The sequence below is a fragment of the Halogeometricum pallidum JCM 14848 genome (assembly GCF_000337095.1).
Lineage (GTDB): Archaea > Halobacteriota > Halobacteria > Halobacteriales > Haloferacaceae > Halogeometricum > Halogeometricum pallidum.
Map to the genome: position 1 here is coordinate 147,686 of NZ_AOIV01000004.1, position 19,962 is coordinate 167,647.

Here is a 19,962-nt window from a genome sequence, read left to right on the forward strand (position 1 = left end):
CACATGACCGACGACGCGGATTCTGAGGAGGCGGTCGACCCCGAACAGGAGGCCGACGTCGACGCGGGCGAGGGTGAGGGGCAGTCGGCGTCGGCGGAGGCCGACGGCAGCGACGTGGCCGACGACGAGGACGGGCGGGACCCTGAACTATCGAACGGCGCCGACGATACCGTCCCGAACGTCGAACTCGGTCTCTACCAGCTATCGGTCCGCGTCAGCGGCCGTTCGGGCGACGACCTGCAGACCGTCGAGGACTCGGCGAAGCGTCTCATGGACTACCTCATCGACCGCGCCGGGGAACTCGAAGAGCGGCCCGACGACCGGGGTCTGGGCTGAGGAGGGGGTCGAACGGTCGGTTCGGGCGACGGGGACGGAACGGTACGACCGCCCATCCTCGGCGGAGTCAGGTGTTCAGGATGTCCTGGATTCGGCGGGGTTCGCCGCTGAGCGCGGGGTTTTTCTCGACTATCTGTAGTACCTCGTGGTCGGTGACGTCGGGGTAAGACTTCTCGGTGGCGTTCTCGATGAGCGTCTTTTCGAGGCGGAACTCGGTCCCCTCGTACTCGACGTCCACGCCTTTGTCGTCGAACGACAAAACCGTCATAGCGCAGGATAGTCCGGGGACCTACAAAAGCCCGTCCCCCCGGCGTCAGCTCTCCGTCTTGCGGGGCGCTTATAACGGAGGACGCGTCACAAGGGAGTGTGTCACTCGGTTCGGACCCGCTCGACGCCCTCGAGATACCCGACGGCACCACCGTCGAAGAGCACGCGCTGGTGACCGACGGCGACGTCATCGTCGGAGGGCAGAGCACCGTCGAGTTCGGGGTCCGCGGCCGGAACGTGTTCGCCGGCGAACGGGTGCAGTTCGGCGGCGACATCGAGGCGGAGGGCGACTGCCGCCTCGACGTCTGGTGCGACGTAGCCGGCAACGTCCTCGTCGGGCAGGACGCCTACCTCGGCGAACGGGTCCACGTCGGCGGCCGACTCATGGTGTCGGGCGACCTCGACATCGGCGACGACGTGGACATCGAGGAGGGGTTCGAGGCCAGCGGATGGATCGTCATCCGGAACCCGGTGCCGACGCTCGTCTTCTACTTTATCGTCCTCTCGCAACTCCTCCGACTCGGGGAGAACGAGACGGCCGACGAACTCGCCGACTCGCTGTCAGGCGACGGCGACGTGGACCCGCTGGTCATCCCGCGCGGGTCCACCGTCTCCGACGACGCGTGGCGGGCGTCGACGCCCGCCGTCGTCGGCGACGACTGCCGCCTGCACGGCAACATCCGCGCGGAGTCCATCGCTATCGGCGAGGACGACAACATCTTCGGCAGTCTCCGCGCCAGAGGGGACGTCTCCGTCGGGTCGGGCACCCGCGTCCACGGCGACGTGACGACGCGCGACGGCACCGTCACCATCGAGTCGGGGGCCCGCGTCCTGGGCGACGTCTCCTGCGCGGAACTGAAACTCCACGAGGACGCCGCCGTCGACGGGACGATGCGCGCGAAGGGCGAGATGCGAATCGTTCGCGCCGACGTCTCCCGCGACGCCGAGTGAGATGAGACCGTCCGGGCCAGACTGAAACGTCCGCTTGAGTCTACGGTACATATTTTTGATGGGTCGCCGTACGTTCCCCCATCATGTCACAGAGACGAACGCTCGTCGCCGTCGCTCTCGTCCTCCTCGTCGCCCTCGCGGGGTGCAACGGGGCGGCCAACGGCGGCGAGAGTGGCGGTATGAGTACCCAGGTGGCCGACGGCGGGGCCGCGACGGAGGCCGAAGCCGCGTCGGGTGGGTCGGGCGGCGGGAACGCCGACGCGTCCGCGCAGGCGAACGTGCAGAGTCGTCGACTCATCAAGACCGGAACCGTGGGCGTCGAAGTCGACTCCTTCGACGCCTCGACGGCGAATCTCACCGCGGCCGTCGAGGGCTACGGGGGGTTCGTCTCCGATTCGACCCAGGAGCGACACCGCGTCGACAACGAGACGTACACGACGGGTCGACTCGTCCTGCGCGTCCCCGCCGACGACTTCGACGCCCTCGTGGAGGACGCGAAGGCCGAGGGCGACGTCCAAGTGGTCAAAACGAACACCGAGGACGTGACCGACCGACTCGTCGACTTGGAAGCGCGATTGGAGAACCTCCGCGCGCAACGCGACCAACTCCGCGACCTGTACGCGCGCGCGAACACGACGGAGGACGTGCTGGCGGTCCAGCGCGAACTCTCGGACGTGCAGGGGGAGATAGAGCGACTGGAGGCACAAAAGCAGTCCTTGGAGGACCGCGTCGCCTACTCCACGCTCACGGTCCGACTGAACGAACCGCGGCCGACGCCGAACCGAATCGCGCCGGACCGCTGGTACGACACGCCCGTCGTCTCGGCGTTCCTCCAGTCCGTCGACGGCGTCGTCGTCGTCGCCCGCGCCCTCGTCGTCGGCGTCGCCTACGCCCTCCCGTACGTCATCGCGTTCGTCCTGCCCCTCGTCGTTCTCGCGGGACTCGCGTGGCGCTTCCGCCACCGACTCCCGCGCGTCTGAGCGGTCGTTCGACTGCGGGGACCGAAAGGATGTTCCGGCCGTCTCTCCATCATCGACCATGCTCTCTGTCGCTCTCGCGGGCAAGCCCAACGCGGGCAAGTCCACCTTCTACAAGGCGGCGACCCTGGCGGACGTCGACGTGGGGAACTACCCGTTCACGACCATCGACCCGAACCGGGGGGTGAGTTACGCCCGCACGCGGTGTCCCTGCCTCGACCGGGAGGAACGCTGCGGCAACTGCGAGGACGGCGTGCGCTACGTCGGCGTCGAACTCCTCGACGTGGCCGGCCTCGTCCCTGGCGCGCACGAGGGCCGAGGGCTGGGAAACCAGTTCCTCGACGCTCTCACGAACGCCGACGTCATCCTCGCCGTCGTGGACGCCTCCGGCGGCACGAACGAGGAGGGCGAACCCGTCGAAGTCGGCACGTACGACCCCGTCGAGGAGGCCGACTTCGTCGAAGAGGAGCTAGAGCAGTGGCTCGCCGGCATCATCGAGAAGAACTGGGAGTCGGTCGTCCGCAAGTCCCGGTCGCCGGACTTCGACATCGACGAAGCGCTCTCGGAGATGCTGACGGGGTTCGGCGCGACGGAGTACGACGTGGCCGCTTCCCTGCGCGCGTTGGAGTACCCCGAGGACCCCCAGCAGTGGACCGACGAGCACCGCGAGGCCCTCGCGAGCGACGTGCGCGAGCGAACGAAACCCATCGTCCTCGTCGCCAACAAGGCGGACGCGGCCCCGCCGGAGAACCTCGAACGCCTCCGCGAGACGGACAAGCCCGTCGTCGCCGCCACCGCCGACGGCGAACTCGCCCTGCGGAAGGCCGCCGAGGCCGGCGTCGTCGACTACCTCCCCGGCGACGACGACTTCGACATCGTCGGCGACGTGAGCGACGCGCAGGCGACGGGACTGGAAAAGATCCGCGAGGTGTCCGAGGCCAACGGTGGCACCGGTGTCCAGGAGGCTCTCAACACCGCCGTCTACGACGTGCTCGACATGGTGACCGCCTACCCCGTACAGAACGAGACGAAGTGGACCGACGGCACGGGCGAGATGCTCCCCGACGCTTTCCTCCTCGAACGCGGGTCGACGCCGAAGGACCTCGCGTACGCCGTCCACTCGGATATCGGCGAGGGCTACCTCCACGCGGTCGACGCCCGCTCCGCCCGCCGTATCGGCGAGGACTACGAACTGGAGGAGGGCGACGTGATAAAGATAGTCAGTACCGCGAACTGAACGGCTCGCTTCGGGGCCGCCGCTCGCGCGGGGTCGGAGAACTGAAGGATGGACGCGTCGCTCGGAGGCTAGCGTCCGTGAAAACCGGGGATGTGAGGACCTACGTGTCCATGGCAGAGTCCTGTGTACGTCCCGGCCGGTTACTCCTCCGCACCGAAACGGTATAAGTTTACCTCGACGCCTCAGTCCGAGTGCACGGTTGACGTCGGGGCGGGCCTCGCGCGGCGGTCGACCGTGCCGGTCTCGTGGTCGAAGTCGACGAAACCTGCCTTGTCGAGTTTCGGCAGGTCGACGTGGTGGAGTCGAATCAGGGCGGCGTCGCGATCTTCGTCGGTCACTTCGTCACGGCTCGTGCACTCGCGTTCGGCAACGACGTCGGCGGCGAGCGCTTCGATATCGGCCGTCCCGCGGCGGTCGTCGAGGCAGGACAGCACGGTTTGTCGGTCACGGTCGGCGAAGGTGGCGATTGTATCGTTCATCGTTCGTGGTGTGATTCGGAGGGACTTCTCGTCCCTTCGACCGTACTCCGTAGAGACGAGAGTGGAGTATCAGTCCCGGCCCTAATCGGTTAGGTTTTAAGACGACCTTCGCTCTGATTTGACCGAGCGTAAACGACGCGCATCTACTTCGTCCCGTGAAAAATATCTCATTTCAGACAGTATTTCTCTCGACAGGGAGCGCGCGTGTAACCGCCCGACTACGGCAGTTAATGTCGAGTTATCCGGAGCGGGAAAGCGGAGATACTCTCAGACGACGGCGTCGTAGGCGTCGGCCATGATGTCGAGGGCCTCGCGGAGCGATTCCTCGTCGGTCGCATACGAGAGGCGGGCGTAGCCCTCGCCGTGGGCGCCGAACGCCTCGCCGGGGACGACGATGACGCCGCGTTCGAGGCACTCGTCGACGAACCCCGCCGGCACCTCGGGCATCACGTAGAACGCGCCCGTCGGCGTCGGGACGGTGAGACCGATGTCTTCGAGGCCCTCGACCACGATGTCGCGCCGGCGCCGAAACGACTCGGTCATCTCCTCGACCCGGTCCTGCGGGCCGGTGAGCGCCGCTTCGGCGGCGAACTGCGCGGGGGCAGAGGCGCACGCCTGCGCGTACTGGTGGACGCGGAGCATGCGCTCGATTCGCCGCGACGACCCGTGCACCCATCCAAGGCGCCACCCCGTCATCGAGTACAGTTTCGAGGCGGAGTTGACGACGACGACGTTGTCCGTCTCGGCGAACTCGGCGGGCGAGCGGAACTCGCCGTCGAAGACGGTGTACTCGTACACCTCGTCGGAGATGCAGAGCACGTCGTGTTCGTCCGCGATGCGGGCGAACTCCTCGACGTCCTCCGGCGGCGACACCGCGCCCGTCGGGTTGCCCGGACTGTTGACGACGAACGCCGCGGTGTCGTCGGTGATGGCCTCCTCGACGGCGGCGGGGTCGAGCGTCAGGTCGTCGCGCAGGGGGACGGGCACGGGCGTCCCGTCGGCGAGTTTCGTGAGAGCGTCGTAGGAGACGAATCCCGGGTCGGGGATGACGACTTCGTCGCCGGCGTCGACGTGCGCCTCCATCGCGATGTGGAGCGCTTCGGACCCCCCCGCCGTCGCGATGACGTCGTCGGGATGCAGGTCGATTCCCTGGTCGCGTTTGTGCTTCGCCGCGATGGCCTCGCGGAGCGACAGTATCCCCTTGTTCTCGGTGTAGGCGTCCGCGCGCCCGTCCCGGATGGCCTCGATGGCGGCCCGGCGCGCGTGGTCGGGGGCGGCGAAGTCGGGTTGTCCGAGGCCGAGGTTTATCGCCCCCTCCCCGGCGGCCTCGAACACCTCTCGAATTCCGCTTATCGACACCTTCTCGACTCGTTCTGAAAAGTCCGACATACGCTACCCCGCGTCCGCCGCCGGGATAGTTCTTCCCTCACACGGCCGCGGGCCCGCGCACGGGAAATAATCCGGCAATAAGGTCCGGAATACGTGACGCCGAAGTACGGTCTCTTTCGCAGAAATCGACGGCCGAGAGCCCCTATCCCGACGGAATTACCCTTCCGTCGGCGACGCGGATTCGATACAACCGTCGCCGCCGCCGCACACCGAAAGACCGTCCGTCCCGTACCCCCGGTCCGGAGAGTCCACACGTGACCACAAACAACGCGCGCGTCGACCCCGCACAGTTTCTCGAGCACCTCCGTGCGTTCCGGTACCGCGAGGTGACGATGACCGCGGCGGCGCTCGTCGTCCTCGTCGGCGCCGTCGTCCTCTTCCCCGGGGCGGGGAACGTCACCGCCGGGATTCGGGCCGACGTAGGGGCGTCGACGCTCGCTCTCTTCGTCGCCGTGGCGATTCTTGCGGGGGCGATAAAGGGCATGTTGGGGTTCGGCTACGCCCTCGTGGCCACGCCCATCTTTGCCACCGTCATCGACCCGACGCTGGCCGTCGTCGTCCTCGCCATCCCGCCGTGGATGATAAACATGTTCCAGATAGGTGAGACGGACACCGGACTCGACTTCGTCCGCGAGGAGTGGCTCCTGATGCTCTTAGCGGGCATCGGCGCCGTCCTCGGCGTTTCCTTCCTCGCGGCGTACAGTACGGGCCCCATCGTCCCGTTCCTCATCGGCCTCGTCATCCTCGGTTACGTCATCTTTCAGGTGCTGCAGGGGTTCGTCACCGTCGAGGAGGCTCACCACCCCGTCGCGCTCTCGGTCGCGGGCTTTCTCGAAGGCTTCCTCTTGGCCGTCTCGAATCTCGGACCGCTCCTGCCCGCTTACTTTCACACCTTCGAACGCGACGCCGAGCGGTACATCGGCGGCCTGTCGATGGTGCTCGGTCTCATCTTCACCGTCCGCATCGTCCAGATGGCGTTGTTCACCGACCTCATGACGACCTACCGTCTCTGGTTGGGATGCGTCATCGCCGTCGTGACGCTCGTCGGTCTCCTCGCGGGGACGTATCTCAGACGCGTCGAGGTGAACGAGACGTGGTTCAACCGGTTCGTCGTCGGTCTGCTGTTCGTCATCTCGCTGAACATCTTCCGGAAGACGATTCCGGCGCTGTTCCTGTAGAAGAAGGCTTTTTGCGCGCGCTCGGAACGTCCCGCGCGATGCCCTCCGGACGCGACTTTCTCGCCTCCGCGAGCGTCGTGCTCGGTGCCGGCGTCGCCGGGTGCTCGGCCGTCCCCGCGCCGCGTCCGACGATGGACGTGGGCGTGATGAACTGGCGCGACCGCACGCTGACCGTGACGGTGCTCGAAGAGGCGTCGCACCACTACCACTATCGGCCGGACTGCGGCGGGCCGGACGACCCGGAGCCCGGGTTGCTGGTGACGCTCACCGGCGACCGATCGGTGAGGTTCACGCAGGCGACCTGCTCGGACGACGAGCCGTTCGTCTGAGTCCTGTCCGACCCACTCAGCCCTCGTACTCGTCTCGCAGGTCCTCGATGTGACTCATCACGAGCGCCAACGTCGCGTCCGCGTCCGCGTAGCCCTGTTCGTACTCCCCGTACGCGGTGTCCACGTCGTCGAGGAACGTCTCAACCGCGGTTTCGAGTTCATCGCTCATGGTCGAAACTCTCCCCGCGGCGTGAAAAACGCCCCGCCGTCCGGTCCGTCGATTTATACCCGACGCCGACCCATCTCTCCCCGTGCTCACGCTGACGTTCGATGACGGGACGGTTCGCGTCGGCGGCCTGTCGGAATCGGCCGTCGAGGCGGCCGACCTGCCCGGCGTTCGGTGGGACGACCGGGGACTCGTCGCTCGCGCGCCCGCCCACCGCTACGCCGACCTGCGCGCGGTGCTGGACGACCGGGGCGTCGACTACGAGGACCGCGTCCTCCCCGAGACGCGTCTGGATCTCTCGCACGCCTACGACCTGCGCGACTACCAGCGCGACGCCCTCGACGCGTGGCGCGAGAACGGAGACCGAGGGGTACTCGAACTGCCGACGGGGGCCGGAAAGACCGTCGTCGCCGTCGCCGCGATGGCCGAACTCGGCGTTCCGACCATCGTCGTCGTCCCGACGGTGGATCTGCTCACGCAGTGGCGGCGCGAACTGGAGACGGAGTTCGGCGTCCCCGTCGGCCAGTTCGGCGGCGGCGAGCAGAACCGGGAGGCGATAACCGTCTCGACGTACGACTCGGCGTACCTCCGCGCCGAGGACGTGGGCGGCGACTTCGGCCTCGTCGTCTTCGACGAGGTGCACCACCTCGGCGGCGAGGGCTACCGCGACGTGGCCCGGTTGCTCGCCGCGCCGGCCCGACTCGGCCTCACCGCGACGTTCGAGCGTCCGGACGGCGCCCACGAGGCCGTCGCCGAACTCGTCGGGCCGAAGGTGTACGACCGCTCGGTCGACGACTTGGCGGGCGACCACCTCGCCGACTACGAGGTGCGCCGGGTCGAAGTCGACCTCTCGCCGGAAGAACGCGAGCGCTACGAGGAGGCGCAGGGGACGTTCGTCGACTACCTCAAGCGCTCGAACCTCTCCTTTCGTTCGGGGTCTGACTACCAGAAACTCGTGATGCGGTCGGGGTCTGACCCGAAAGCGAGGGAGGCGCTCCTCGCAAAGCAGCGCGCCCGGCGCATCATGATGAACGCCGACGAGAAGGTCGAGCGACTGGGTCGCATCCTCCATAAGCACCGCGACGACCGTATCATCGTCTTCACGGCGCACACCGACCTCGTCTACCGCCTCTCCGAGCGCTACCTGCTCCCGGCAATAACGAGCGAAACCGGCGCCGAGGAGCGGCGCGAACTCCTCGAACGCTTCCGCGACGGCACCTACTCCCGCATCGTCGCCGCGAACGTCCTCGACGAGGGCGTCGACGTGCCCGACGCGAACGTCGCCGTCCTCCTCGCGGGCAGCGGGTCCGAGCGGGAGTTCACCCAGCGACTCGGCCGCGTCCTCCGGCCGAAACCCGACGGCGGGACCGCGAGCGGAGCGAACGGTCCCTCGTCGGAGCGAGGCTCAGATGTCGGGACTGCGATACTGTACGAACTCGTCAGCGCCGAGACGGCGGAGGAGCGGGTCGCGTCGCGTCGCCGCTGACGGGCCGGACGCGAGCCTCTCCGAGTTTTCAGACCAGCGTCACGTCGAGGCCGCCGGCGCGCTCGAACTCCTCGGCGCTCACGTCGAACGTCGCCGAGAACGCCGCCGTGCCGCTGGGCGAAACGCTCACCGACCGCTCCTGTGCGTACGTCTCGTCGCCCATCCGAACGCGCACGCGGACGGTGGCGACTCGTTCGACGCCGCCGCGGTTGCCCACCTCGCCGAACACGCGGAGGCTCCCGCCGTCGGTCGCCTCGTAATCGAACGTCGACACGTACAGGTCCGGCTGGGCGGGCGTGTTGCGCGGCTGTCCCTCCGGGGGCGCGGGCGGTCGGCGCGGACCCGTCGCGCTCGGAGGCGAGCCGAGACATCCCGACGAGAGACCGACGAGGAGGGCGAGGAGGCCCCTCCGCGTCGTCGGCCGCGGCGACTTCATACACGCCCGTCGGCGGACGCTCTCAATAGTCTTTCCGACCGGGCGCGAGGGCGACGCGGTCGTCGCCCGTTAGGCTGCCGTCGCCGCTTAAGCCGCCGTCGCGCCGCTTGACCCGTCGTACCAGAACAGCACCGCGCCGACGGCGGCGATGATAGCCAGTGCGAGGGTCGTCGTCGACCCGAGGACGGCCCACGTCAGACCGAACCAGCCCGTCACGTCGATAATCCAGAGCAGACTCAGAACGGCCGCTCCGGCCGCGGAGAACCACAGCAGCCCCGTGTGACTGTCGTCGCGGCCGTCCGTCCGGGTCGCCTCGTCGTCCGGTTCGGGGTCGGTGGTTCCGTCCCGCACCGTAGTCCCGCCGGCCGTCCGCGCCTCGCCGGCGTCGTCCGTTCGCGTCGCACCGTCCGATTCGTTTGCGACTGTCTCTTCCCCTCTCGTTCGGTCGTCGGTGGGAGCGTCGGACATATAGGTAGTGATCGTGTCCTGACACCATAATATTTTACGGTGAAACGAGTCTGATATTATCGCGAGCGGTGGTAATTTCATCGAGATCTCGGCTCGTGACACGCGACTTTAGGCGGTCCGCCGCGAACGTCTCTCCGTGCTGACGAAAAACCTCCTGCGCGTCTCCCGGGCCGGCGGCGGCTACCGCCCGCAGTTCGTCGGTTCGGAGTCGCGCCCGCTGGCCGCTCGGGTCCTCGGCGTCTTCCAGGGCCACGTCGGCGAACCCCGCCGCCGCCTCGACGACGCCCTCTCGTCGCTGGAGGCCGAAGCCGAGGATTTCAAGCTCGTCCGCGGGTTCGCGGCGCTCCTCGACCGGGAGGCGACGTTCGAGGTGTCGGCCCCCCTGCCGCCCCGGCGCGTCAGGCGCACGGCGTTCGAGGAGGCCGAACGGGCGGGCGTCCCGACCACGCCCGACGAGCGAGCGGCCGTCCTCGACGCCGCGGCGGACCGACTCGGGAGCGACGCCTCGGCCGTCGAGTCGTCGCTGTACGCCGACCGGGAGGTCAACGAGGTGCTGACCGGGTTCGACGCGCGGTGGTCGCCGGACGACCTGCTGGCGCGGTACGACCGCTCGCCCGCTCAGACCGAAGAGTGGGACCGTTCGGACGGCGTCGATATCTCGCCGGACAACCTCGTCCGACTCTACAACATCTCGCTCGCCCAGACCGCCCTCTTCGACGCTACCGAGCTTCGTATCCGGTGTTCGGACCCACGAACGCTCGTGACGGCGGTCAAACGGCTCCGTCTCATGTACGAGATACGGACCGACGACGACGGCTGGGAGGTCGTCGTCACCGGCCCGGATTCGCTGTTCCGAAACACGCGGCGATACGGAACGACGTTCGCGCGATTGCTCCGGACGGTTGCGAAGATGGCGGAGTGGGAGGTGACGGCGACTATCGACGACCGGGGGACCGAGCGCACGATGAAACTCTCCGACGAGGACCCCATCGACGTTCTCGGCCCCGAAACGGTCGCCGAGATGAGCTTCGATAGCGGCGTCGAGGCCGACTTCGCGGCCCGGTTCGGGTCCGTCGACCTCGATTGGGAACTCGCTCGCGAGCCCGAACCGTTAGCGGTCGGAGCGAGCGTGATGATTCCGGACTTCGCCTTCGATTACAAGTTCGGCGACTTCCGGGTGTTCTTCGAGATTATGGGCTTTTGGACCCCCGAGTACGTCGAGAAGAAGCTCGAACAACTCGAAACGGTCGACGACGTGGAGATGCTCGTCGCCGTCGACGAGAGCCTCGGCGTGAGCGAAGACATCGAAGCTCGCGACCACCGGGCGATTCCGTACTCCGGGTCGGTTCGCCTGAAAGACGTGCGTGACGCGCTCCGACGATACGAGGAGCAGTTGACCACGGCGGCCGTCTCCGAGTTGCCCGACGAACTCCGGCCGGACGCCGACGCAATCTCGTTGGAAGCGCTCGCCGCTGAACGGGGCGTCAGCGAGGACGTGCTCGACGGCGTGGCGTTCCCCGAGCACCAACGAGTGGGACGGACGCTCGTCCGTTCGGCGGCGTTGGAGGATATTGCTGCGAAACTCGAACCCGGCCTGTCGTATCGCGAGGCCGAGGAAGCGATAGCAAGCTGGAATATAACTGACACCAGCTCGGTTCTTTCGACGTTGGGTTACGAAGTGAAGTGGGAGGGACTCAGCGGCGGGACGCTCCGACCGAAGCGTTGAGACGGCGGCTCTGTCGAGCCACCTCGGTACGTTCTGTGCTTGCGCTCGGAGACCAAACGCACAGAGAACGACTGATTTCGAGCGGTAGGCTCGATGTGCCGTTCGGATGCCGCGGGCCGGCGACGTGTGCGGTCCGAACCTATCGCTGCTGAATACATTTGCTAGCGACTTCGACGCGCTCGGCGGTCACGCGAACGGTTCCCCGAAACCGGAGGCAGGAATCGACGTTCCACGCGAGTTGGCTGCGCCGGTCGTCTCCGGTGACCGTTACTTCGTGGCGGCCGTCGGTACCGACGAGGACCCCGAACGTTTCGGCAACGCCGCTGTCGATTCGGACCTCCTCGAACTCGTAGTTCAGTCCCTCGGCATCGACGACCTCCACTTGGACGGTGATGGCGTCGGCGCGGTCGTTCCGAACGGTGAGGTTGAGGCGGCCGTGCTGCTCGCCGCCGAACGACCCGGAACACCCTGCCACGGAAACCACCGCCCCGAGAGCGAGGAACTGACGCCGACGCATGAACATCCCTGGGCGAAGGCAGAAGTTAACTCCCGGGTTGACCGCTCGTCTAGACGGTCGATTCGGATAGCGGGTGCCGAATCGGCCGAAACTGGATTTTAACCGTCGTCCGCACCGTGAAGAAACTGTGAACCGTCGTCACTTCATCGCCCTTGCAGCGACCGGGTCCCTGGCGGGTTGTACGGGGCGGTTCGGGAACGAGGAGAACAGTCGCCTCGACCTCACCGTCCGGAACGACCGCACTGACCCGGTGACGGTCCAAGTTGTGGTGGTCGGTGCGGACGGAACGACCTACACGGAGGAGTCGGACACGCTCGAACCCGGGGTCAGTCGCGCCTTCGAGGCGGTCGTCGGCAGAGAGGGACGGCGCGAGGTGACCGTCTCCGGCGACGACTTCAGCGGGCAACTCGCCTGGGACGCCGGAACGTGCCGGCTCTTCGACGGGACCGTCCGCGTGACCGACGAGGCTGTCGAAGTCGCTGGCGAGTGTGTCGACCAACGGTAGTTTCCCGTCCGAAGCCGTTCGGTGTCGGCGTCTCTGAAGCGAACGGATAGGCTTCGCTGGAGCGGATAATCGTCTGAAAAAATCGAGAGTACTGTTTGTCGCTGTGAGCGACGAGTGTGTCTCGGTATTACTGCCGGACGACGTTCGCCGCGCGAGGCCCCTTCGGCGAGGACTCGATGTCGAATTCGACCTCAGTACCTTCCGTCAGGTCCTCTCCGCCGACGTCTTCCATGTGGAAGAAGACGTCTTCGTCGTCGTCGAGGTCGCCGTCGTCAGTCGAGATGAAACCGTAGCCGCCAGTGTCGTTGAAGAAATCAACTTTCCCGTGTGCCATTGCAACCAAACGTTGACTACGGGGACTGATAACCCTTCCGAGCGTCGCGGTACCATGGCCCCCGTTTTATATACACGCGGAGCGGGTGAGCGGCTATACCTCCGACGAAAAGAGCGAAACCGCCGGCGAACCCGCCGACGACGATGATCGCCTCGCCGACCGACGGAACGGACGTCCCGGAGAGCAGCTCCCGGGTCGAGACGGCGAGGAAGAACGCGAGGGCGAACAGTCCGCCGATGATTCCGAACGTCGCCGTCGGGTGGCGACGCACGGCGGCGAGCGACTGGTAGACGATGTAAAATATTCGCGTCGGGCCGCCTACGAAAGGTCCTCTTGCCGGCCCTTCGGAACCGTCGAGCGGAGTTCGCCGTGGAGGTAGAGGCCGACGCCGATGGATTCTCTCGCGCCCTCGAACTCGTGGGCGGCGACGAGGTAGCCCCAGTCGCCGTCCCAGCGTTCGAGTTCCTGGTCCTCCCCGCGCACGAACCGGTCGGCCTCCTCGCCGTCGAGGAAGACGACGTTTTTCGTCGCTTCTCCGCAGAACCGCTGGACGGCGTTCGTCGAGGGTTTCCAGTGTTCCTGTCGGGCGCGGAGGATGCGAAGACCGAGCCCCTCGACGGGGTTCGGACTCACGAGGTCGCCCGCGAACGCCCATATCTTCCCTTTCCCCTTCTCCCAGAACGTGTGTCCGTCCCACGTCTCCGGGGGGACGCCGTAGCGCTCCGCCCACCACTCGACGACTTCCTCGCGGGTGGGGCGCCCGGCGACGACTCGCTCGTCGGCCGTCGCCGGCAGGCGGTCGAACCGCTGGCCGTCGTTCTCTCTCTCGTCCGTCCCGTTCGCTTCGTTCGCTCCGTTTCGGTCGTCGCTCATGCGGTCACCTCGAGTTTCGCGCAGAAGAACCCGCCCGTGTCGTTGTGGTGGGGGTAGACGCGGTGGGCGAGTTCCACGGCGGGGTCGTACTCCTCGCCCTCCCACTCGGTGATACCCGGGACCGTCTCGAAGTTCTCCGGAGCGTCCCACTCGACTAGCTCGCAGTCCTCTTCCTCGATGGCGTGGTCCAACACGGCCTCGTTCTCCTCGGGCGCGAACGTGCACGTCGAGTAGACGACGGTGCCGCCCGGCCGCGTCGCCTGCACCGCGCGGCGGAGAATGCCCTTCTGGATGCCAGCGACGCTGTGGACGTGGTCCATCGTCCACCGGTCCAAGGCGTCGGGGTTCTTCCGAATCGTCCCCTCGCAGGAGCAGGGAGCGTCGACGAGCGCTCGGTCGAAGGCGCCGACCGTCTGGGGGTCGTCGGTATCCTCGCCGAACGGCTTCAGCGAGTAGTTCCGCGCGTCCTGATTCGTCACGACGAGGTTGCTCACGCCGAGTCGCTCGGCGTTGTGCCGGAGGGCCGAGAGGCGACCGAGGTTGTTGTCGTTGCCGATGAGTATGCCGGTATCGTCCATCAGGTCCGCCAGTTGCGTCGTCTTGCTGCCGGGGGCGGCGCAGGCGTCCCACACCACCTCGCCCGGTTCGGGGTCGAGGGCGAGAGCGGGGAGCGCAGACACCTCTTCCTGTCCGTGTAGCCACCCGTGGAAGTACGGCCACGTCGTTCCGGGGCCGCGTTCGTCCAGCTTCAGGATGCCGGGGTGCCAGTCGGTGACCTCGTAGCCGACGCCCTCGGCGTCGAGAGCCGACCGCGCGCGCTCGGCCGTCGCCTTGATGGTGTTGACGCGGACGACCGACGGGAGCGGCCGGTCGCAGGCCGACAGAAACGCCTCCTCGTCGTCCACGAGCGGTGCGTACCGCCCTAAGGGGTTCATTGCCCTTCCCTACCGGGGGGGACCGCTTGTGGGTTTCGGACCGTCGGTCGGAGACGGGACGGCGCCGAATCGTTGGCGGGCGCGGGACCGGCACCGCCGCGGTTTTACGTCCCTCCCGCGCCAACCTCCTGCATGGCCGAGATAACCGTTCTCGAGGACGACGTATCGCTCTCGGAACCGACGATGGTGGAAGGGCTACCCGGAATCGGGTTGGTCGGGAAGATAGCGGCCGACCACCTCGTGGAGGCGTTCGACATGGTCCACTACGCGAACGTCCACTGCGACGCCATTCCGAAGGTCGCCGTCTACCACGAGGGCGACGCGTCGCTTGCGACGCCGGTCCGCATCTACGCCGACGAGGAACGCGACCTGCTCGTCCTCCAGAGCGACGTGCCCATCGCGCCGCAGGCCGCCTCGCAACTCGCGACGTGCCTCGCCGGGTGGTTCGACGAAACGCCCGTCACGCCCCTCTTCATCTCGGGACTCCCCCACGAGAAGGACGACGACGTGCCGCGTCTGTACGCCGTCGGGACCGGCGGCGGCGAGGCGGCCGCGGCCGACGCCGACATCGCCCTCCCGGACGAGATGGGACTCATCTCCGGACCGACGGGGGCGCTCCTGAACGACGCCGTCGAACAGGGTCGGCGGGCGGTCTGTCTCGTCGTCGAATCCGACCCGCAGTTCCCCGACCCGGAGGCGGCCCGCGTCGTCATCAAAGACGGGGTCGAACCCCTCACCGAACTCGAGGTGCCGGTCGACAACCTCGTCGAACGCGCCGAGGAGATACGGAACGCGAAGGAGCAACTCGCCCAGCGAATGCAGCAGGGCGACGAGGAGAGCACGCAGGCGCAACCGCTCCGGATGTACCAGTAGCGGCGTCCGGCACCTCAGTCCCGCCGGAGGTGTGCCGCCGCCCCGCCCAGGAGGCCCGCCACGCCCGCGGCGACGCCGAATCCGGGCGATTCGGCGCTCGTCCCGGTCTGGGACCCCGTCTCGCTTCCGACTTGGGTCTCGGAGAGAGACCCTTCGCTCGGTTCGCCGACGGCCTCGTCCTCCGAGAGGGAGCCCTCGACGTTCGTCTGCGCGGAGTTGTCTATCTGGAGACCCTCCTCCTCGGGGTCGACCCGCCTCAGCGTCAGGGCGATGTGTTCCTGGCACCGCGTCGCATCGAATATCTGCCACGTCGACCCCACCTCGAACGAGTCGCCCGACCCCGGGGTGTAGAAGTTCGTCCCCTTGATGACCTCCGTGGTCTGGTCGAGTTTTTCGAGGATGGACACCTCGTAGGTGGCCGTCCGGTCGGCGCTCCACTCGGCGGCGCCGCAGTTCGAGACGGCGCCCTCCGGGGGTTCCTCGTCCGTCGGGTCGCTGATCAGGAGGTACTGGCTCCGATAGGACTCCTGCTCGCCGCTGAACTCCTCGTAGGCGGGAATCAGCCCGCGCCGCCCGTCGGTCGCCGAGTCGGTTCCGGTCCCCGTCGACGTTCCGGTTCCGGTCTCGGTTTCGGTCGATTGTCCGACCGCAGTTCCGACGCCTGCGGCGAGACCCGTCGTCGCGCCGACACCGGCGAGGAACGTCCGACGGGAGACGGATTCAACACTTCGAGTGATTGGTTTATCTGTCACAAAGTTCGTATCGAACGGCGACGGAATTACGCTTTGTGGCGGCGGGCCCCGGTTCGGACGATTCTACAACCCTTATGCCCGGCGAGGTACTTCCCCGAATCATGACCGAAGACGCGTCCGACCCGACGGACGGCGACCCCGCCGACGCGGAGAGAGAGCAGTCGGCCACCGACGCCTCCGCGACGGGGGCCGAAGCGACGGACTCCGAGGCGGAGGCGGCGTCGAACGCGAGCGCCAACGGGCAGACTGGGGACCCGCTCGTCGCCCGGGCCGCCGAGTACGACGAGGAACTCGCGGAGGACGTGGCCGCCCTCCGCGGACGCGCCGACGAACTCGAGGCCGAACTCGCCGAGGCCGACGAGGAGAACGAGGAGTTGGAGAACCGCCTCAAGCGGACGCAGGCGGACTTCCAGAACTACAAGAAGCGCGCGAAGAAGCGACAGGACCAGATCCGAGCGACGGCGACCGAGGACTTCGTCGAACGCGTCGTCACCGTTCGCGACAACCTCGTGCGCGCTCTCGACCAGGACGAGGAGGCCGACATCCGGCCGGGCATCGAGTCCACCCTCGAGGAGTTCGACCGCATCCTCGCCTCCGAGGACGTGGGAACCATCGACCCCGACCCCGGCGAGGCGGTGGACCCGACGCGCCACGAGGTGATGATGCGCGTCGACAGCGACCAACCCGAGGGCACCGTCGCCGACGTCTACCAGGCCGGCTACGAGATGGGCGAGAAGGTCATCCGCGCCGCGCAGGTAACCGTCAGTACCGGCGACGGGCAGTAAGCGGTCCGCCGACGGACGACCGGTTCGCGTACGCTTTTGTCGGACCCGCGCCACGTCCACCCGTGCGACTCCCGTTCCGCAACCGCTTCCGCGAGACGCCCCGAATTCGCTTCTCCGTTCACGGCGACGGGCGAACGGCGTCCGAGGGGAGCGACGGCCCCGACGACCTGCTGTTCGTTCTCGGATGGGGAAACGAACCCGGGCACCACCCCGTCTCATGGCTCCTCGACCGACTCGCCGACGAGTACCGCGTCCACGCCGTCACTCTCCCGACGAACGGGTGGGACTTCGAGGACCAGTATCTCGACCCCGTGCGGGCGTACTACGAGGACCGCGAGTTCGACGCGGTGTTGAGCCACAGCACCGGGGGACTCGTGGCCGCCCACCTCGCCGCCGTCGTCGACGTCCCGCCGCAGGTCTTCTTGAGTCCGTGGTGGGGGATGGCGCCGGGCGGAGGGTTCGAGTCCGCCGTCCTCCCGTACTTTCTGCGCCTCCCGACGGCGCGGCGACTGTTCGAACCGGACCGCGACCGGACCGACATCGGGAATCTGAAGCCCGAAGCCGAGTTCGAGGCGGGACCCCGCGGAGTCTCGCCGGCGTTCCTCCGTACCGTCGTCGACGCGCAGGCGCGCCTGCCGCCGTTCGACCCCGCGGACGCGGTGTTCTGCACGCTGTCGGACCGCATCGTCAGCGTCCGCGCCATCGGCGACCGGACGCCCGCGGCGAACCTCCGACCGTACGACGGCGGCCACGAGTTCTTTGCCTCGTCGGGCCGGGAAGCGGTGGTCGAAGACGTGCTGGCCGCCCTCGACGGGGGCGTCAACGCGATTCGCTGAGGGCGGTTGGTTTGGCGTCTCGCCCGACTTGGGGATACGGTCGCGGGGATTGACTGCGGTTCGATAAAAAACCCGGCCACGCGGCGCGAGCCGAGGAGTCGAAACCGGGAGACGGCGGCGACCCGTCCGCAGAGCCGGTACGGTCCCATCTAGTAACCTTTAACCGATTTAGACCAGTAGTTGCCGTCAAGATGGCGAGCAACAAGATTCTCGGTATCGACCTCGGTACCACGAACAGCGCATTCGCGGTGATGGAGGGGGGCGACCCCGAGATCATCGTGAACGCCGAGGGAGACCGCACCACACCCTCCGTGGTCGCGTTCACCGAGGACGATGAGCGACTCGTCGGAAAGCCCGCGAAGAACCAGGCGATTCAGAACCCCGACCACACCATCCGGTCGATCAAGCGCCACATGGGCGAAGACGGGTACACCGTCGACGTCGACGGCGAGGAGTACACGCCGGAGCAGCTTTCGGCGATGATCCTCCAGAAGATAAAGCGCGACGCCGAGGACTACCTCGGCGACGAGGTCGAGAAGGCCGTCATCACGGTCCCGGCGTACTTCAACGACCGCCAGCGCCAGGCGACGAAGGACGCCGGCGAAATCGCCGGCTTCGAGGTCGAGCGCATCATCAACGAGCCGACCGCCGCGTCGATGGCGTACGGCCTCGACGACGACTCCGACCAGACGGTCATGGTGTACGACCTCGGGGGCGGGACGTTCGACGTGAGCGTGCTGGACCTCGGCGGGGGCGTCTACGAAGTCGTCGCCACGAACGGGGACAACGACCTCGGCGGCGACGATTGGGACCAGGCCATCATCGACTATCTGGCCGACGAGTTCCAGAACAACCACAACATCGACCTCCGCGAGGACCGACAGGCGCTCCAGCGGCTGAAGGACGCCGCCGAGGAGGCGAAAATCGAACTCTCCTCGCGCAAGGAGACGACCATCAATCTGCCGTTCATCACGGCGACGGACTCCGGTCCGGTCCACCTCGAAGAGAAACTCACGCGCGCGAAGTTCGAGTCGCTCACCGCCGACCTCATCGACCGCACCGTCGGCCCGACGGAGCAGGCGCTCGAAGACGCCGGCTACTCGAAGGACGACATCGACGAGGTTATTCTCGTCGGCGGGTCCACGCGGATGCCGCAGGTCCACGACAAAGTCGAGGAGATACTCGGTTCCGAACCGAAGAAGAACGTCAACCCCGACGAGGCCGTCGCTCTCGGCGCCGCGATTCAGGGCGGCGTGCTCGGCGGCGAGGTCGACGACATCGTCCTGCTCGACGTGACGCCGCTCAGCCTCGGCATCGAGGTGAAGGGCGGTCTGTTCGAGCGACTCATCGAGAAGAACACCACCATCCCCACCGAGGAGTCGAAGATATTCACCACGGCCGCGGCGAACCAGACGTCCGTGCAGGTGCGCGTCTTCCAGGGCGAACGCGAGATCGCCGAGGAGAACGACATGCTCGGCGAGTTCCAACTGAACGGCATCCCGCCGGCCCCCGCCGGCACGCCGCAGATAGAGGTCACGTTCAGCATCGACGAGAACGGCATCGTCACCGTCGAAGCCGAGGACAAGGGCTCCGGTAACGCCGAGTCCGTCACCATCGAGGGCGGCGCGGGTCTCTCCGACGAGCAGATCGAGCAGATGCAGGACGAGGCCGAGCAGCACGCCGAAGAGGACCAAGAGCGCCGCGAGCGCATCGAGGCCCGCAACGAGGCCGAGAGCGCCGTCCAGCGCGCCGAGACGCTCCTCGATGAGAACGAAGAGCAGGTCGACGACGACCTGCGCGCCGACATCGAGGCGGCCGTCGAGGACGTCGAGGAGACCCTCGAAGACGAGGACGCGACGAAGGAGGACCTCGAAACCGCGACCGAGGCGCTCTCGAAGGAACTGCAGGAGATCGGCAAGCAGATGTACGAAGGGCAGGCCCAACAGGCCCAGGCCGGCGGCGGCGCCGGACCCGGCGGCGCCGGACCGGGCGGTGCCGGCGGGATGGGTGGCATGGGCGGAATGGGCGGCGAAGGTGCCGGTCCCGACGGCGACGACGACGAGTACGTCGACGCCGACTTCGAGGACGTGGACGATTCGGACGACTCGGACGAAAACGCCAACTGAC

General features: G+C 67.3%; 25 protein-coding genes. 13 read left to right on the forward strand and 12 right to left on the reverse strand.

Annotated features, from left to right (window positions below):
- Positions 1-3 precede the first annotated feature (3 nt).
- Positions 4-336, forward strand: a complete 333-nt coding sequence (locus C474_RS02425; RefSeq protein ID WP_008383578.1) for a hypothetical protein — start codon at positions 4-6, stop codon at positions 334-336.
- A gap of 67 nt (positions 337-403) precedes the next feature.
- Here the strand turns inward: C474_RS02425 and C474_RS02430 are convergent, their stop codons facing one another.
- A complete protein-coding gene (locus tag C474_RS02430) occupies positions 404-604 on the reverse strand; it encodes a DUF5800 family protein (RefSeq protein WP_008383580.1) in 201 nt (66 codons plus the stop codon).
- A gap of 98 nt (positions 605-702) precedes the next feature.
- Between C474_RS02430 and C474_RS02435 the strand changes: the two genes are divergently transcribed.
- The 3 genes from C474_RS02435 to C474_RS02445 all read left to right on the forward strand — a co-directional run bounded on the left by C474_RS02435 (position 703) and on the right by C474_RS02445 (position 3,768).
- Positions 703-1,554: a polymer-forming cytoskeletal protein gene (locus C474_RS02435; protein ID WP_008383583.1), complete on the forward strand. Its 852-nt coding sequence runs from the start codon at positions 703-705 to the stop codon at positions 1,552-1,554.
- An 83-nt stretch (positions 1,555-1,637) separates the two neighbouring features.
- Positions 1,638-2,534, forward strand: coding sequence for a DUF4349 domain-containing protein (locus tag C474_RS02440; RefSeq protein ID WP_008383584.1), 897 nt, complete (start codon positions 1,638-1,640; stop codon positions 2,532-2,534).
- 58 nt (positions 2,535-2,592) lie between these two features.
- Positions 2,593-3,768: a redox-regulated ATPase YchF gene (locus C474_RS02445; protein ID WP_008383586.1), complete on the forward strand. Its 1,176-nt coding sequence runs from the start codon at positions 2,593-2,595 to the stop codon at positions 3,766-3,768.
- A 182-nt stretch (positions 3,769-3,950) separates the two neighbouring features.
- Here the strand turns inward: C474_RS02445 and C474_RS02450 are convergent, their stop codons facing one another.
- Both C474_RS02450 and C474_RS02455 read right to left on the reverse strand, forming a co-directional pair.
- Positions 3,951-4,247 carry a DUF7344 domain-containing protein gene (locus C474_RS02450; protein WP_008383588.1) on the reverse strand — a complete coding sequence of 99 codons (297 nt, stop codon included), beginning with the start codon at positions 4,245-4,247 and terminating at the stop codon, positions 3,951-3,953.
- A gap of 267 nt (positions 4,248-4,514) precedes the next feature.
- Positions 4,515-5,636 (reverse strand): pyridoxal phosphate-dependent aminotransferase, encoded by a 1,122-nt coding sequence (locus C474_RS02455; RefSeq protein ID WP_008383590.1) that lies wholly within the window; start codon positions 5,634-5,636, stop codon positions 4,515-4,517.
- 254 nt (positions 5,637-5,890) lie between these two features.
- On the opposite strand from C474_RS02455, the gene C474_RS02460 reads away from it, so the two are divergent.
- Complete coding sequence (locus tag C474_RS02460) at positions 5,891-6,814, forward strand: sulfite exporter TauE/SafE family protein (RefSeq protein ID WP_008383592.1); 924 nt, start codon at positions 5,891-5,893, stop codon at positions 6,812-6,814.
- A 38-nt stretch (positions 6,815-6,852) separates the two neighbouring features.
- Positions 6,853-7,143, forward strand: coding sequence for a hypothetical protein (locus tag C474_RS02465; RefSeq protein ID WP_008383594.1), 291 nt, complete (start codon positions 6,853-6,855; stop codon positions 7,141-7,143).
- A 16-nt stretch (positions 7,144-7,159) separates the two neighbouring features.
- On the opposite strand, the gene C474_RS22485 is transcribed toward C474_RS02465, so the two are convergent.
- Positions 7,160-7,312, reverse strand: a complete 153-nt coding sequence (locus C474_RS22485) for a hypothetical protein (RefSeq protein ID WP_008383596.1) — start codon at positions 7,310-7,312, stop codon at positions 7,160-7,162.
- A gap of 82 nt (positions 7,313-7,394) precedes the next feature.
- On the opposite strand from C474_RS22485, the gene C474_RS02470 reads away from it, so the two are divergent.
- On the forward strand, positions 7,395-8,795 hold the full coding sequence (locus C474_RS02470; RefSeq protein WP_008383598.1) for a DEAD/DEAH box helicase: 1,401 nt from the start codon (positions 7,395-7,397) through the stop codon (positions 8,793-8,795).
- Between the two features lie 28 nt (positions 8,796-8,823).
- Here the strand turns inward: C474_RS02470 and C474_RS02475 are convergent, their stop codons facing one another.
- A complete protein-coding gene (locus C474_RS02475; protein ID WP_008383600.1) occupies positions 8,824-9,231 on the reverse strand; it encodes a hypothetical protein in 408 nt (135 codons plus the stop codon).
- An 87-nt stretch (positions 9,232-9,318) separates the two neighbouring features.
- Positions 9,319-9,699, reverse strand: a complete 381-nt coding sequence (locus tag C474_RS02480; RefSeq protein ID WP_008383602.1) for a hypothetical protein — start codon at positions 9,697-9,699, stop codon at positions 9,319-9,321.
- 136 nt (positions 9,700-9,835) lie between these two features.
- Here C474_RS02480 and C474_RS02485 point away from each other — a divergent pair, with 136 nt between their 5' ends.
- A complete protein-coding gene (locus C474_RS02485) occupies positions 9,836-11,425 on the forward strand; it encodes a DUF790 family protein (protein ID WP_008383603.1) in 1,590 nt (529 codons plus the stop codon).
- A gap of 139 nt (positions 11,426-11,564) precedes the next feature.
- On the opposite strand, the gene C474_RS02490 is transcribed toward C474_RS02485, so the two are convergent.
- Positions 11,565-11,900, reverse strand: a complete 336-nt coding sequence (locus tag C474_RS02490; protein ID WP_239640363.1) for a hypothetical protein — start codon at positions 11,898-11,900, stop codon at positions 11,565-11,567.
- A gap of 169 nt (positions 11,901-12,069) precedes the next feature.
- Between C474_RS02490 and C474_RS02495 the strand changes: the two genes are divergently transcribed.
- Positions 12,070-12,447, forward strand: a complete 378-nt coding sequence (locus C474_RS02495) for a hypothetical protein (RefSeq protein WP_008383607.1) — start codon at positions 12,070-12,072, stop codon at positions 12,445-12,447.
- A gap of 127 nt (positions 12,448-12,574) precedes the next feature.
- Here the strand turns inward: C474_RS02495 and C474_RS02500 are convergent, their stop codons facing one another.
- From C474_RS02500 to C474_RS02515, 4 genes are read right to left on the reverse strand one after another with little or no spacing between them, the layout of a single operon-like run.
- Positions 12,575-12,781 (reverse strand): cold-shock protein, encoded by a 207-nt coding sequence (locus tag C474_RS02500; RefSeq protein ID WP_004978121.1) that lies wholly within the window; start codon positions 12,779-12,781, stop codon positions 12,575-12,577.
- Between the two features lie 16 nt (positions 12,782-12,797).
- Entirely contained in the window at positions 12,798-13,052 is a 255-nt protein-coding gene (locus tag C474_RS02505; protein ID WP_008383608.1) for a hypothetical protein, read from the reverse strand.
- Between the two features lie 47 nt (positions 13,053-13,099).
- Positions 13,100-13,654: a DUF7122 family protein gene (locus C474_RS02510; RefSeq protein ID WP_008383610.1), complete on the reverse strand. Its 555-nt coding sequence runs from the start codon at positions 13,652-13,654 to the stop codon at positions 13,100-13,102.
- Positions 13,651-14,589 (reverse strand): RsmB/NOP family class I SAM-dependent RNA methyltransferase, encoded by a 939-nt coding sequence (locus C474_RS02515; protein ID WP_008383612.1) that lies wholly within the window; start codon positions 14,587-14,589, stop codon positions 13,651-13,653. The genes C474_RS02510 and C474_RS02515 overlap by 4 nt, the downstream gene beginning before the upstream one ends.
- Positions 14,590-14,721: 132 nt before the next feature.
- Between C474_RS02515 and C474_RS02520 the strand changes: the two genes are divergently transcribed.
- On the forward strand, positions 14,722-15,462 hold the full coding sequence (locus C474_RS02520) for a proteasome assembly chaperone family protein (RefSeq protein ID WP_008383614.1): 741 nt from the start codon (positions 14,722-14,724) through the stop codon (positions 15,460-15,462).
- A gap of 14 nt (positions 15,463-15,476) precedes the next feature.
- On the opposite strand, the gene C474_RS02525 is transcribed toward C474_RS02520, so the two are convergent.
- Positions 15,477-16,214: a hypothetical protein gene (locus C474_RS02525; RefSeq protein WP_008383616.1), complete on the reverse strand. Its 738-nt coding sequence runs from the start codon at positions 16,212-16,214 to the stop codon at positions 15,477-15,479.
- Between the two features lie 101 nt (positions 16,215-16,315).
- Here C474_RS02525 and C474_RS02530 point away from each other — a divergent pair, with 101 nt between their 5' ends.
- The 3 genes from C474_RS02530 (at position 16,316) to dnaK (ending at position 19,961) form a co-directional block, all read left to right on the forward strand.
- Positions 16,316-16,999, forward strand: coding sequence for a nucleotide exchange factor GrpE (locus C474_RS02530; RefSeq protein WP_049916662.1), 684 nt, complete (start codon positions 16,316-16,318; stop codon positions 16,997-16,999).
- 104 nt (positions 17,000-17,103) lie between these two features.
- Positions 17,104-17,835 (forward strand): alpha/beta hydrolase, encoded by a 732-nt coding sequence (locus C474_RS02535; protein WP_049916663.1) that lies wholly within the window; start codon positions 17,104-17,106, stop codon positions 17,833-17,835.
- A gap of 191 nt (positions 17,836-18,026) precedes the next feature.
- Positions 18,027-19,961, forward strand: a complete 1,935-nt coding sequence (gene dnaK / locus C474_RS02540; RefSeq protein WP_008383621.1) for a molecular chaperone DnaK — start codon at positions 18,027-18,029, stop codon at positions 19,959-19,961.
- Position 19,962: the final 1 nt, after the last annotated feature.